Origin of the sequence: Fodinibius saliphilus (assembly GCF_005869845.1) — a bacterium.
Taxonomy (GTDB): domain Bacteria; phylum Bacteroidota; class Rhodothermia; order Balneolales; family Balneolaceae; genus Fodinibius; species Fodinibius saliphilus.
Genome location: NZ_VAWF01000001.1, coordinates 223,568 through 237,317, shown reverse-complemented (window position 1 = coordinate 237,317; position 13,750 = coordinate 223,568). Strand labels below are relative to the sequence as shown.

The window sequence follows — 13,750 nt, the reverse complement described above, 5'->3', positions numbered from 1 at the left end:
GAAAAGTTGTAGATACTTCCAAGATATTATATTATTTAAGGAATCTATTTTTCTTCGCCGCTATATCCCATTGCATTTGGTATATCTAGTGTTTTGGTTTTCTGGCAAAGTAGAATTTCATTTCAAATCACAAGCAGTTTATGGAAAAAATTATTAGTGGTATCCAACAGATTGGTGTTGGTACTCCCAATGAAGAAAAAGCATTTGATTGGTATAGAAAGAATCTGGGTATGGATATCTGTGTATTTCAGGATACTGCCGAAGCTGATTTGATGACCGAGTATACCGGCGATAAAGTTCAAAGTCGCTCAGCAACCCTTGCCATGAACTTACAAGGCGGCGGTGGTCTGGAGGTCTGGCAATATACCAGCCGAGATCCCCAACCGGCCCCTTTTGAAATTAAGGTCGGTGACCTTGGGGTTTATGGAACACGAATAAAATGCAAGGATGTAAAGGCGACATTTGACTTTTTACAGTCGCAGGATGTTAATATTGTTACCGAAATTAAAGAAGACCCTGCCGGCTCTCATCATTTCTTTGTTAAAGATCCACACGGACTCATTTTTCAAATTGTCAGCGGTAATTCGTGGTTTTCGAACGGAAAATATCATACCGGGGGGATTGCCGGTTGTATGATTGGTGTTTCGGATATCGAACAGTCTTTAGAACTTTATCGAGATATCCTCGAATACGATCAGATAGAATATGATGAAACCGGTTCTTTTGAGGACCTTACCTCCCTTGACGGAGGGTCCCAAGAAATGCGACGTGTTCTATTAAGTCACGGTAAACCTCGGAAAGGGTCATTTTCTCAACTCTTAGGTCCGAGTAAAATAGAACTTGTAGAAGTTCAAAATCGGGAACCACGCAAAATATTCAGGGATCGATACTGGGGGGATCTTGGATTCATCCACCTCTGTTTTGATATCAAAGGGATGGACCAATTAAAAAAAGAATGTGAAGAAAAGGGATTTGAATTTACTGTAGATAGTAAAAACTCATTCGATATGGGAGAGGCTGCCGGACGATTTAGCTATATTGAAGATCATGACGGAACCCTTATTGAATTTGTTGAAACTCATAAATTGCCTATCTGGGAAAGCGTAGGCTGGTATATGGATGTGCAAAATAAAGCACCTGAGAAACCCATTCCTAAATGGATGCTCCAGTTTTTACGATTGAGCAGAGTCCGTTCATGATTCGTCAATAACCGTTTCATCAGTAGGATTACAGATCTTCGCAATTAGATCTGTAATCTTTTCTTTTACATCCTTTGGACAGCTTTTAAGTCGTAACTGCTGCTGCCAACACTTCCACTTTTCATACAAATTCAGACTTAACACTCCAGAAAATGGGAGAGAGAGTAAATATACAATAGCCCACCAAACGCTTTCGGTAATTTCCCAACAAAGAGCTCCTTGTCCAATATAAAAAACAGGAAATAAAATAAGTCCTAAAAGCATCCGAGCTGAACTGATAAATTGCTTTTCTTCAATTGCAGCTGTCAATTTATGAGCCAATTGCCAGGGGACAATATTATTGAGAGTCCCGTATAAAAAGATCGGGAATGCAATAATAAATCCTATACCCTCGCTAAATAGACGAGCAATCGAATATCTCTCTGTGAGTGAAGAATTAATATCCAACTTCTCTTTGTTCAGTTCACTATAAAGTTGCTCTATATTCTCCTCTACAACATTTACTAATTGGGGACTATTGGTCAGAGTATTAGTAATTTCTTTTGCCGTCTCTTTTTCTATCTCTACTTCCTCACGTCCATACGCTGTTACATTAGCCAATATATCGGTTGTTTGTTTTTTCAGCTGGACAATATGCTCAACAAGCTCATATTTATCGGGCTCAATATCTACGGTTACCTCCCGTACCCCTTGCTCTACTCTCCGAATTAATTCTGTGATTGCCGATGCCTGATGCTGACGGTATTGTTTCTCATACTCATCTACCGCAATAGGTTCACCAAACTGCACGTGAATGCCTTTTCGGGCCTCCGTTATCTTACTATAATTAATCCCAACCGGTATTATCGTCACATCGAGTTCAAATCCATGCCTCTCTTCTGCCCCCAATGCTATTCGGGCCAATCCCTTTTTAAAGCGTCTTAATTGTTTTTTAGGAATACAATTACCCTCCGGGTGGATGAGTAGATTTCTGTTTTTGGCCAAAATATCATAACAATCTTCGAAGACCGATTCATTCTGCTCCTTCAAGTTTACCTGGTCTCTCGGTCGATACACCGGCAGCATATGAAAAGCTGTTAAGATCCAATCTATTACTCTATTTGTTCCAAAAGCATCAGCTCGTATAAGGGGATATATAAACCGATTATTAGTGTATTGGGTTGGTAAGATCAGGCAAAGGGCATCCGAAAATGCATTTTGGTGGGATGGAGCAAAAATAATGGGTTTATCCCAATTAATATGTTCGGTTCCTGAATACGTAACAGATTTGTGATAGATCTCAAACCACACTTTTACAACCGGACGAACCCACCAGTGCGTCAAAGTCCATCCCCTGATATCAACGTTCATTCGAAGTCAATTTTTATAAATTCAATACCCAATTCGGTAGTATATCTTTTTTTGTTTATGATATTGCATTAATTACTGCTTTCCGAAAATGATGTTGGCAAGTTCATAAGAAAATATTTTTTTGTTAGTTCAGAAAAAAATAAATGGAATTACATAATAATCCATTGCAATGAAAGCACGAGAACATCCTGTACGAAATCTTACCAGCCAAATAAAAGCAAATAATGCATTCTCTCCAGATAATTTTGCTAAAATTTCTGTTTTTTATCTAAAACTTATTATTCAAGAACCGTTTCGAATTTATGAACGTCTCAGTTATACCAATGAAATTCAGGAACATAGGCTAAAAAAAGATCCGATTTTTATTATTGGGCATTGGCGCAGTGGGACTAGCTTTCTGCAATATCTACTGAGCCAAGACCCTCAGTTTGGGTTTATGAATAAATTTCAAGTTGTGTTTCCAGACATTTTTATTAGTTCAGAACATGCTCTAAAATCACTGGTTAACAAAATTCCCTCAAGTCTCAATCTCATTCGTGATGCTCAGAACATGTCTATAAATCTTGAGCTCGATAGTCCCAGTGAAATTGAGATTGCTCTAACGACTATGATCTCCCCTGCCAGTTTACACTGGGGACACATTTTTCCCAAAGATGCCGAACATTATTTTAACAAATACCTGTTTTTTGAAACTGCTACAGAACAGGAGATCCAGCAATGGAAAGATGACTACCGGTATTTAATAAAAAAAACATCCCTAGAAAATGACGGAAAACAACTGATCTTGAAAAGCCCGGCTAATAGCTGCCGAATCGATAAACTCCTAGAGTTATACCCCAAGGCACAATTTATTTTTATTCATCGCAACCCATATGATGTTTTTTATTCGAGCAAAAAATTATGGGATACGCTATTAGACAACCTTGCTCTACAAAAATACAGTGAAGAAAAGAGAGAAAATGCCATCATCGATGTATACAAAAAGTTGATGCTATGTTATATTGAACAAAAAAAGGCAGTCCCCCATAAACAATTAACTGAAATTCGATTTGACCATTTTATCAAAGATCCTGTAAATGAGTTATCAACAGTTTATGAGAAACTTGATATTACGGGTTTTGATGCTGCTAAATCCCATTTTAAAGAATTTTTAACCCAAAAGGAGAAAGGAAAATCATCTAATTATCACTATGAAGAATGCGACTTGACAAAAATCAATAAAGAGTGGAAATTTGCATTTGATTATTGGAATTATTCAATTAGGAAAGCTGGTGAAAAGGCCAAAAATGTTGGTCTTTCAGAAACTTGAAATAATTTAATTTTGTTTTTGGATGTTCATCAAGTAACGATACAAGAAAAAAGTATAAAGCTATGCACAAAGAAATAAAAGAAGAAGGCCAAGGTCATATTTTCGAAAATTCATTTTTAGAGCCCTTAACTAAGTCTCCACCTTATATCTCAGCTCTAATTTATTCATTAGCAGTTTTTATACTACTGGTTATCGGATGGCAAATGCAGGTTGTTGACTCTTTTTGGGTTGGTGCCCTCATATATATAGGAGCTATTTTTTTCTGGACCTTTTTTGAGTATTTTGCTCACCGTTACCTATTCCATATCGATGAATATTTTCCCAACTCAAAAATTGCCTCAAAACTAGCTTATACTTTTCATGGCATACATCATGAGTACCCAAGGGATAAAGATCGTATTATCATGCCTCCGGTGCCCGGACTTATGATCATAAGCATTCTATATGGGGTATTCTTGTTTCTCTTGGGCGATTATGCATATCTCTTCATGCCCGGTTTTGTTACAGGCTACTTGTTGTATACCCGTATTCATTATCTTACACATACGCCGCCTGTTCCTTCATATCTCAAATCACAATACAGACATCATTCTCTGCATCATTACAAATACCCTGAAAAAGCATTTGGCATATCGACTACCCTTTGGGACCGCATTTTTGGTACTATGCCGCCTGCTGATGCTTAAAAATTCTTGATTTGTTTTCGTCCTAATCGAAAGGAAAAACATTTAAAATAGAACAATGATGAAAAGGAATATCTCTGCATATAAAAAGTGATCAGGCGTGAACCAATAGTGTATACGGCCCTCAAAATTCACATCACCATAATCGCACAAACTTCTCGATTATGCGATTATACATTGGGCATCCGAAAAGAGCTATAAAATAGAAAAGGCCTTCCAATCCTATGCAAACTTCTTTCAATTTCTGTTCGTTTCCAAACAAACGATAACAATGTTATAAGTTTAAAAATATCGATTGACTTTCCTCTTTTTCAATTTGTAACAGGACCAAGTCAAAATATTATTTATTGTTTTCAAAAACCTCCAATACTTCTGGCAGCAGCTCTCGACTACAAGAAAAACCATTGCCAGATTGAATAGTCTCATTTCCAGCCGTGTCAGAAAAGATCCCACCAGCCTCTCTCATTACTGTCAACAGAGGAGCTGCATCCCAAATATTTAAAATGGGATCAAACATAAGATCGGCCCGACCAGTTGCTACCAGCATATGCCCATATGCATCACCCCAGGTGCGGTGAATACGCGTTTTATGAAGGAACTCATCAAAGGCATCCCCATAACCAAACTTAGCCGCCGTATAAGCATCGGTACTCATAAAGCTGGCCTCCGAGAGATTCTCACAACTACGTACCCTACACTCATTGCCATTAAGACGAGCACCTTCTCCCTTTGCTGCATCACAAAGCTCATTTAAAGCAGGAGCATAAATTACCCCCACAACCGGTTCTTCCTCAACTACAACTCCAATCAACGTAGTATAAAGCGGCACGCCATGGATAAATGATTTTGTACCGTCGATAGGATCTAAAATCCACTGTACAGCACTGTCTTCATTTTCTTTGCCATGCTCCTCCCCAACAATTCCGTGATCAGGAAATTTATTGACAATATTTTCTCTCATAATTGATTCCGCTTCCCGATCAGCAACAGTCACTGGAGAATCATCAGATTTACGCTCTATTTCAAAAGAATGATTAAAATAATTCAGAGTATGTTCTCCACCGTTTTTAGCAATCTCGATGGCTGCTTGATGAATGGAATTAAGATCAAAATTCATGTGTACATACTGGCTTTATGTGATTATTTTCTGAATGCAAAATATAGCCGTCAGTATGCAGAAATCAGAATAATTATTGCGTATTTTAATTGCTGACAAAAATATAATGACTAAAAGAATTTACTGAAGGGCTGAATAGCATATTCAATTATCTTATCCTATCCAGCCAAAAACCCCAAACTTCCAATCTCTAGAATGACAGAATCACAGATTTTTAGCAGTATTGCTTCGGAACTAGATCTTAAATCCAAACAAGTTAAATCCGTAGCCGATTTTTTGGATGACGGTGCCACTGTACCCTTTTTAGCCCGATACCGTCAAGAGGCAACAGGTGGACTTGATGAAGAGCAGATCCGTAGCGTACGTGACAAACTGGAATTCCATCGCACACTTGATGACCGAAAAAAGACGATCCTTCAAACTATTGATGAGCAGGATAAGTTAACCGAGGAGCTTGAAGAAAAAATTAAAGCCTGTTCAGATCTCAATACCCTTGAGGATCTATACTTACCCTATAAACCGAAGCGACGCACCAAAGGTGATATGGCTAAAGAGAAAGGCTTGGAGCCGCTTGCTGAACGAATTTGGGAGCAAGAGATTGAAAATGGTGAACCAATGGAGCACGCTACCAAGTTTGTGGATGAAGAAAAAGAGGTACAAACCGCAGAAGATGCCATGGACGGTGCTCTCGATATCGTAGCCGAATGGATTAATGAGTCTGCTGAAGTCCGAGAAAAGCTTCGAGATATCTTTCAAGAGCACGCCGTTATTAAAACCGAGAAAAACCCTGCCGTTGAAGATCGTACCAATTTTGAAGATTATTATGACTTTTCTCAAAAGGCGAAGTATTTAAAACCTTACCAGATTCTGGCTATAAACAGAGGAGAGCGTGAGAATATCCTCTTTGTCGATGTTGAACTTTGGGAAGATGTAACTCTTGAAAACATTGATGATATCGTAATTGAAAATAATATGAGCATCTTTGTCCCTCACCTACAAGATGCAGTAGAAGATGCATACAAACGTCTTTTATTCCCTTCTCTGGAGCGAGAATTACGTAACAAGCTTACAGATAAAGCGGATGAACATGCCATAGAAACTTTTGCAACCAACCTATCAAATCTACTGATGCAACCACCGCTAGATCACAAGGTAGTGATGGGAATAGACCCTGCCTACCGTTCAGGTTGTAAGGTTGCGGTAGTAGACGAAACAGGTAAATACCTCGAGGGTACTACAACCTATCCTACTCCTCCACAAAAGAAGGTAGCCGAAGCAGAGGAAGTATTTCGGAGGTATATCGACAAATATAATGTAAATCTTATTGCCATCGGTAATGGTACCGCAAGCCGGGAAACTGAACAGATCGTGGCCAACTTCATACAAAAGCGAAAGGAGAAACATCCTGAGGAGGAACTCAACTATATGATTGTGAATGAAGCGGGAGCCTCAGTTTATTCTGCTTCTAAGATAGCAGCTGATGAGTTTCCAGATCTGGAAGCAGCACAACGCGGAAATATCTCTATAGCACGCCGTGTACTTGACCCACTGGCCGAGCTGGTAAAAATTGATCCCAAGTCAATTGGTGTCGGATTATACCAGCATGATGTTAACCAGAACCAACTGGCACAATCACTCGATGATGTCGTTGAGAGCTGCGTAAACCAGGTGGGTATCAATCTCAATACGGCAAGTGCTCCATTGCTTTCTCATATCTCCGGACTTAGTAAAAGGGTTGCAAAAAACATCGTAAAGCGTCGTGAAGATGAAGGGACTTTTACAAATCGTGAAGAAATAAAAAATATCAAGGGTGTAGGTGATTTTCGTTTTCAACAGGCTGCCGGATTTATGAGAATTCCGGAATCCAAAAACCCACTAGACAACACCGCAATTCACCCGGAAAGTTACGATGCCACAGAAAAACTTTGTAACCTTTTTGACATCGATCTCGATAAATTAAATGAACAGAATGAAGCTATTTCTAAGAAACTAAAAAACATCAATAAAGAGGAAGTTGCCGAGCAGATCAATGTTGGAATTCCAACCCTTGAATTGATCATTGAAAATCTTCAGAAACCAGGACGTGATCCTCGAGAATCTCTCCCAAAACCAGTACTCCGTGACGACGTTATGAAGATGGAAGATTTGAGTGAAGGACAAACACTTGAAGGCACTGTTAGAAACGTTGTCGACTTTGGGGCTTTTGTTGATATCGGAGTGAAGCAAGACGGCTTATTACACATCTCAAAAATGGCAAATCACAAAGTTGAAGACCCGCACGATGTAGTAGCAGTTGGAGATATCTTAAAGCTTACCATTGTATCACTTGACCTAGAACGAGGACGTATCGGATTGTCACTTGTTGACTAGAAACTTCTGATATTTGGGTAAATTGAAGAAATAACTTAGATAAATATCTATACAAAAATTTTCTTTCAGGGCTACCGATTTATAGTCGGTAGCCTTTATTTTTTTGGACTTATTTCGTAATTCAAATACTAAAATTACCTAAAAAGCTTAACATATACCTATTTTTTTTATATGTAATTCTTTTAAATAATTGCTATGCATGATTTTATATATATTTTAATTTCAATGAAAAAATGTCTCATCTAAAGAAAAAAAGTTTAACCTTAATTATTTAGGCTGTACACACAAGTAGAACTAATATAAAACAAAGCATTTTATAAATACTATAAAGCATTGTTTTTATTATACTTACGTATTTTTAATTCAGAAATTAATGTTACGACTTACAGAAACCATTATCACTTACCTAATTTATTTAAGTTCGGCACAAATAAACCCATACATACAACTCACACCGCCAAATAATTGACCACTACAAATCATTGCCTGCCATGACTTTAAGCCCTAAAACAAGCATATTAAATAAGTATTGACAGATTTAAATATCGGCTCTTATTACCCATACAGACTATCCTCCCCTGCCATCTGAACATTAGAAACTGTATGTTCTTGTTACGCAATGATTTATCCATATTTACGCCCAACAATCGGGGTATTGCCTATTGTTACTGACAAAATGCCAAGATAGCAACGAAAACTTGTTAAGCCTTCCTTTTTTGTTCAACACCACCCCTGTTTTGACTGAACATCCAGGAAATAATAAATCCTCCAATCATCCTTTTTTTATCTTTCCACATCTATAAGATTACCACTCTACCAACTGTTATCTTCCCATTCATTTGTGAAAATCTACTCTTAACTTTTAGAGACTAAAAAGCCGATCATCAGTACTATAAATTTACACCATTCCTAATCTCTGTTTCCCATCCAATATTGATATTCCTTCCCTCCCCTTTTAACTGTTTATAGAAATTACTAAACAGTAATAATAGTACTACTGGAAGGTTGAAATATGCCAGCAAATCCAGTGCTTTATCCCTCCCCTTTTTTTATGAAAAGCAGACATGGATCGGTTAAAAAAAGGCTGAACTTGACTGCTCTTAATCATTTTCTATTTCTACTTATCAAATCAATTTTATCCTTCTTTATTAATCACTGAATTACCCGTAAAATGCCCTTCTAACATCTTCCATTCTCAATCATTCTGAGGAGAAAATATAGCCTAAAAAACTTATTGCTAATATTTACTTAACCAGTCATAATGCAAGCATTATAATGTTCCCAAATTTTACTCTTTTATTTATGACTGGCTTTAATGGTTAGTCTCCCAAATAGTAAAATTTCATACTTCCCTTAAATTTTTATTACTATTGGTCAAAGCTTTAGCCAAACCCATTGCTACAATTAAAACAAAAAGTTCACATGCTAATAATCATGTGAGTAGGCAACGTTTATTTATATGGACTACCAACAAATTACTGAAAAGTATCACCTTCCCGTTTACAATAGATTTCCTATTACTTTAGTTAAGGGTAAGGGTTCTCACCTTTGGGATAATGAAGGCAATAAGTATCTGGATGCCCTTGCCGGTATCGCAGTTAATAGCTTGGGACATTGCCATCCCAATGTAGTAAAAGCCGTGCAGGAACAGGTTGAGAAGCTGATGCATATTTCCAACTTCTATTACAGCGAACCCCAGGCCCAACTACTTGAACTTCTTGCAGAACTTTCAGGACTTGATAGAGGTTTTATCTGTAACAGTGGTGGGGAAGCTATGGAGGCTTGCCTTAAATCGGCCCGCCGATATGGAAGTGCTCATCAAAAAAAAGGACCCCTCATAACCATAAGTAACGCTTTTCACGGACGAACGATGGCAACAGTATCAATGGGTATGGATAAGTACTCTAAAGGCTATGACCCACTTTTAAAAGGGTTTACCGAGATTCCGATGAACAATATAGAGGCCTTAGAAGATGCCTTTGATGACCAAACACTGGGCGTAGTAATAGAATCCATACAGGGCTCGGGAGGACTCCACGTGGCCTCACAACCATTTATGGATAAAGTACAACAACTTTGCAATAGCCATAATGCTCTGCTCATCGTCGATGAAGTACAAACCGGCATTGCCCGAACAGGAAAAATGTTTGGTTTTGAGCATTACGGCCTTCAACCTGATATCATCGGTTTGGCCAAAGCGATGGGAGGAGGGTTCCCTATCGGGGCAATGGTTTGTAGTAATGAAGTAGCAAAGACCCTGAACTATGGCGACCATGGCAGTACATATGGAGGGAACCCGTTGGCTTGCGCAGCTTCTCTTGCGGCTTTAAATACCGTGATAGATGAAAATCTAGCTGCAGAAGCTACCCAAAAAGGTGATTTTCTCAAGAATTTACTTATTGAGTTGAGTACCGGAATACAGGAAGTAACTGATATTCGCGGCAAGGGCCTGATGATTGGCGTTGAACTCTCTTTTAATGGACGGGAAGTTGTGGAGGAGATGATGCATCTCGGTGTGCTCTCAAACTGCACACAGGGTAATATTATTCGCTTAGTCCCCCCTCTGACTACCAGTACAGAAGATCTGACCACTCTGGCTGAGGTACTTATTGCCTCCATCAAAAAAAATATATCCTCTCATAAAATAAACTAAAAGTTAATTAGTTAGAGTACTTAAAATTAACCCATTCTGGTATTGCCTTGTATTCACTGAATAGGAAAACTGTTGCAATCTTACTGGTTATTGTTTCATTACCCCTATTGGCAACCACTCTTGGGATGGCCCAAGAAACAGATACAACCCAAATCAAAATCAAGGAAGACCCGAATTCATCTCGTATTCAAATGCTAGATCAATCTTTTGATCGCTCCATCTCCGGCGGATCACTTACCCAGATGGGTACTCATGAAGTGCCAAGAAAAAACCAGTATTACCAAGCTCCATTTAAAGGACAAATATACCTCGACCAAGCAGTAGAAGCCTACCGGGAGGAAATAAGGAATAAAGTTGGAGATGGTTGGTTCTGGAATTTTCTAAAATCTATAAGCCCTTATATCAAACTTGAGCTTGGTGCATTTGAAACCATGCAGATGGAATATGTTGATCGAGATAACCCACTCTGGAAGTCATACTCCAATGATGATAAACTTAAATAGCTTGGTACGAATACTCCTATTCATCAAAAAGCTCTTTAAAAGCTACTTCCACTTTTTCCAGATCCTCATCCATAACTTGAAAATGGAAGGTAGCCCGAAGCGTTTTTGGACCAAAAGGAACAATACGAACTCCTTTTTCTTCTAAATGCGGTATTACTGATTCAGCATCGCCCTCCTTCACATCAAAAATAAGGATATTGGTCTCCACTGAATCTATATCTATGGAAAGCTTACTGCAACTGCTAATTGTTTGAGCAAGCTCCTTCGCACGCTGATGGTCCTCTTCCAACAGTGGATAATGGTATTCTATAGCATGATCAGCGGCGGCAGCTAAGATTCCGATTTGACGCATCCCGCCGCCCCACATCTTTCGCATTCTGCGAGCTTTCTTAATATTTTCCTTCGAAGATAAAACCATCGAACCCACTGGAGCTCCCAACCCTTTACTAAAACAAACGGATAGCGTATCTGCAATGGTGCTGTAGAAGATAGGGTCGGTACCTGTAGCCGTCATCGCATTCCAGAGTCGTGCACCATCCAGGTGTATCTTGAGATCATTATTATCTGCAAATTCACGGATTCTATTTAGTTCTTCTTCCTTGTAACAACAACCACCGCCCTTGTTGGTGGTATTCTCCAGTGAAATCACCTTTGTCCTGGGATCCCAATCGTGCGAGCCCCTTACATTATTTTGAAGCAAGTCTACCGAAAGTTTGCCCTTTTTCCCTTCCAGGGTTTTCAATAGTACGGAAGACAAGTGAGCAGCAGCAGTAGATTCATAATTAAAAATGTGTCCGGTTTTATCGATCAAAACTTCATCCCCCTGCTTAGTAAGTACGTTGATACTCAGCTGATTTGCCATTGTACCACTGGGTACGAAAAGTGCGGCCTCGAACCCAAATAATGACGCTACTTTTTGCTCCAGGCGATTAACAGTGGGGTCTTCACCAAAAACATCATCGCCCACCTCTGCCTCGGCCATGGCTTTGCGCATTTCCGAGGTCGGTTTTGTTACCGTATCACTTCTAAGGTCAATCATTATCGATATATTTTATCTGGTAATTATTTCAAATAATCTTAAGCCCTGCTCTAACTCATTCCCCCCCTCTCTTTGGCGGCAGTAAAAAGTTTTATCCTTTATGCAGATAGAATTTGAGGCATTGCATAAACCCAAAATTAAGTAAGATAATAAAGCAGAAAATTACTTCTGAATGCTTTAAGAGGTATATTGGGAATAGATCATTTAGTACTATCAAGAATACTCTGATAACTTTGAGTATCGATATTTGTCCCACATACGATAATACCGACATTCTGGCCTTCGATCTTATCAGCGAGCGGACCGGTAGCCGCCGCTAATGCTGAAGCCCCGGCGGGTTCAACAGCCAGCTTTAACTCCTCAAACATCGTCCGCATCATCTGCGCCATCTTTAGATCCGTAATTGTCACCACATCATCCACAAAACGTTTACATAATCCAAAGCTGTATGGTGCCGCATGCGGAGCACCCAAACTTGCAGCAACCGTATCCACATTATCGATTTCTACGGGCTTTCCCGCTTCCAGGCTTTTACTCATGCTGTCAGCGCCAACAGGTTCTACGCCGTATACAGCACAATCTTCGACGGTTTGCTTTATAATCGCTGCAATTCCGGCACAAAGTCCACCCCCACCAATGGGTACAATCACAGCATCCAGATTGGGACACTCCTGCTGTAGCTCCAAACCCACCGTCGCCGTACCGAGTGCTGTTTCTTTTCCTTCAAAAGGATGAATAAAGGTCCGTTGCTCTTTCTTTTCGATCTCTTTAACCCGTTCAAATGCAAGGTGTACATCATCAACGAGCTCTACAACAGCACCCTGTGACTTACATCGGTCTATACGGAATTGATTTGCCGTTTTCGGCATCACTACTTTAGCAGTAGTACCCACCGATTGTGCAGCATAAGCAACGGCAATAGCATGGTTTCCGGCACTTACCGCGGTAACACCATTTTCAAGCTGTTCGTCTGAAAGCTCCAGCATATTCATCAGTGCTCCCCGCGGTTTAAAGCTGCCGGCGTATTGAAAAAGTTCCAGTTTCAGAAATGCCTTTGTCCCCTTTCCTAATAGGCGTTCAGCTACCTCTCCTTTCCACTGCCAAACGGGCGTTCGGCGGACCTTATCCCCCAATTTTTCACGGGCCTGTTCAATCTGGCGAGGTGTCGGTATCTGGATCGTTTCCATAGGTGATATAATTAAATATCAATTTCGATGAACAACTCATGAAATAATAAGAATTTTAGAGAAATGGAAGCAGTTCAACAGCTTTTTACAGCTTATTTTGCGAATCTAATTTTACTCTTATTCTATCCTCCTGTAAAATAGGCAAGGCAATCCTTTTCCTATTTCTTCTAAGCCTTCTATGAAGAAATATAAGTCTACAATTTTAGCCCGAGCGAGACATACGCGTTACTTTAAATCTTACTTGTTCAAGTTTGCAGCTTGGGTTGGACACAGTGGATCCCCATTTGGCCTTCCTCCCTCCACTCATTTTATTTTACCGAATTATTTTTAGTTTGTAATA

At 39.3% G+C, this 13,750-nt stretch carries 10 protein-coding genes; 6 read left to right on the top strand and 4 right to left on the bottom strand.

Annotated elements, in window-relative coordinates; genetic code table 11:
- The first annotated feature begins 140 nt into the window (after positions 1 to 140).
- Positions 141 to 1,199 (top strand): VOC family protein, encoded by a 1,059-nt coding sequence (locus FCN14_RS01050; RefSeq protein ID WP_138429234.1) that lies wholly within the window; start codon positions 141 to 143, stop codon positions 1,197 to 1,199.
- Here FCN14_RS01050 and FCN14_RS01045 read toward each other — a convergent pair.
- Positions 1,194 to 2,549 carry a 1-acyl-sn-glycerol-3-phosphate acyltransferase gene (locus FCN14_RS01045; protein ID WP_138429233.1) on the bottom strand — a complete coding sequence of 452 codons (1,356 nt, stop codon included), beginning with the start codon at positions 2,547 to 2,549 and terminating at the stop codon, positions 1,194 to 1,196. The genes FCN14_RS01050 and FCN14_RS01045 overlap by 6 nt on opposite strands.
- Before the next feature lie 169 nt (positions 2,550 to 2,718).
- On the opposite strand from FCN14_RS01045, the gene FCN14_RS01040 reads away from it, so the two are divergent.
- Together FCN14_RS01040 and FCN14_RS01035 are read left to right on the top strand one after the other, a co-directional pair.
- Positions 2,719 to 3,858 carry a sulfotransferase family protein gene (locus FCN14_RS01040; protein WP_138429232.1) on the top strand — a complete coding sequence of 380 codons (1,140 nt, stop codon included), beginning with the start codon at positions 2,719 to 2,721 and terminating at the stop codon, positions 3,856 to 3,858.
- 62 nt (positions 3,859 to 3,920) lie between these two features.
- Positions 3,921 to 4,544, top strand: coding sequence for a sterol desaturase family protein (locus tag FCN14_RS01035; protein WP_138429231.1), 624 nt, complete (start codon positions 3,921 to 3,923; stop codon positions 4,542 to 4,544).
- A 337-nt stretch (positions 4,545 to 4,881) separates the two neighbouring features.
- Here FCN14_RS01035 and FCN14_RS01030 read toward each other — a convergent pair whose 3' ends face one another.
- Positions 4,882 to 5,658, bottom strand: a complete 777-nt coding sequence (locus FCN14_RS01030; RefSeq protein ID WP_138429230.1) for an inositol monophosphatase family protein — start codon at positions 5,656 to 5,658, stop codon at positions 4,882 to 4,884.
- A 195-nt stretch (positions 5,659 to 5,853) separates the two neighbouring features.
- Between FCN14_RS01030 and FCN14_RS01025 the strand changes: the two genes are divergently transcribed.
- The 3 genes from FCN14_RS01025 to FCN14_RS01015 all read left to right on the top strand — a co-directional run bounded on the left by FCN14_RS01025 (position 5,854) and on the right by FCN14_RS01015 (position 11,184).
- Complete coding sequence (locus tag FCN14_RS01025) at positions 5,854 to 8,028, top strand: Tex family protein (RefSeq protein WP_138429229.1); 2,175 nt, start codon at positions 5,854 to 5,856, stop codon at positions 8,026 to 8,028.
- Positions 8,029 to 9,487: 1,459 nt separating this feature from the next.
- On the top strand, positions 9,488 to 10,681 hold the full coding sequence (locus FCN14_RS01020; RefSeq protein WP_138429228.1) for an aspartate aminotransferase family protein: 1,194 nt from the start codon (positions 9,488 to 9,490) through the stop codon (positions 10,679 to 10,681).
- A gap of 125 nt (positions 10,682 to 10,806) precedes the next feature.
- Complete coding sequence (locus FCN14_RS01015) at positions 10,807 to 11,184, top strand: hypothetical protein (protein ID WP_138429227.1); 378 nt, start codon at positions 10,807 to 10,809, stop codon at positions 11,182 to 11,184.
- Between the two features lie 16 nt (positions 11,185 to 11,200).
- On the opposite strand, the gene FCN14_RS01010 is transcribed toward FCN14_RS01015, so the two are convergent.
- Both FCN14_RS01010 and FCN14_RS01005 read right to left on the bottom strand, forming a co-directional pair.
- Positions 11,201 to 12,223: a threonine aldolase family protein gene (locus FCN14_RS01010; RefSeq protein WP_138429226.1), complete on the bottom strand. Its 1,023-nt coding sequence runs from the start codon at positions 12,221 to 12,223 to the stop codon at positions 11,201 to 11,203.
- Positions 12,224 to 12,423: 200 nt separating this feature from the next.
- Positions 12,424 to 13,410 (bottom strand): threonine ammonia-lyase, encoded by a 987-nt coding sequence (locus FCN14_RS01005; RefSeq protein ID WP_138429225.1) that lies wholly within the window; start codon positions 13,408 to 13,410, stop codon positions 12,424 to 12,426.
- Positions 13,411 to 13,750 lie beyond the last annotated feature (340 nt).

Bases quoted from the DNA above. Each gene is read 5' to 3' on its own strand.
- FCN14_RS01025 (WP_138429229.1), top strand. From the start codon at position 5,854: ATGACAGAATCACAGATTTTTAGCAGTATTGCTTCGGAACTAGATCTT.
- FCN14_RS01030 (WP_138429230.1), bottom strand. From the start codon at position 5,658: ATGAATTTTGATCTTAATTCCATTCATCAAGCAGCCATCGAGATTGCT.
- FCN14_RS01010 (WP_138429226.1), bottom strand. From the start codon at position 12,223: ATGATTGACCTTAGAAGTGATACGGTAACAAAACCGACCTCGGAAATG.
- FCN14_RS01040 (WP_138429232.1), top strand. From the start codon at position 2,719: ATGAAAGCACGAGAACATCCTGTACGAAATCTTACCAGCCAAATAAAA.
- FCN14_RS01005 (WP_138429225.1), bottom strand. From the start codon at position 13,410: ATGGAAACGATCCAGATACCGACACCTCGCCAGATTGAACAGGCCCGT.
- FCN14_RS01020 (WP_138429228.1), top strand. From the start codon at position 9,488: ATGGACTACCAACAAATTACTGAAAAGTATCACCTTCCCGTTTACAAT.
- FCN14_RS01050 (WP_138429234.1), top strand. From the start codon at position 141: ATGGAAAAAATTATTAGTGGTATCCAACAGATTGGTGTTGGTACTCCC.
- FCN14_RS01015 (WP_138429227.1), top strand. From the start codon at position 10,807: ATGGCCCAAGAAACAGATACAACCCAAATCAAAATCAAGGAAGACCCG.
- FCN14_RS01035 (WP_138429231.1), top strand. From the start codon at position 3,921: ATGCACAAAGAAATAAAAGAAGAAGGCCAAGGTCATATTTTCGAAAAT.
- FCN14_RS01045 (WP_138429233.1), bottom strand. From the start codon at position 2,549: ATGAACGTTGATATCAGGGGATGGACTTTGACGCACTGGTGGGTTCGT.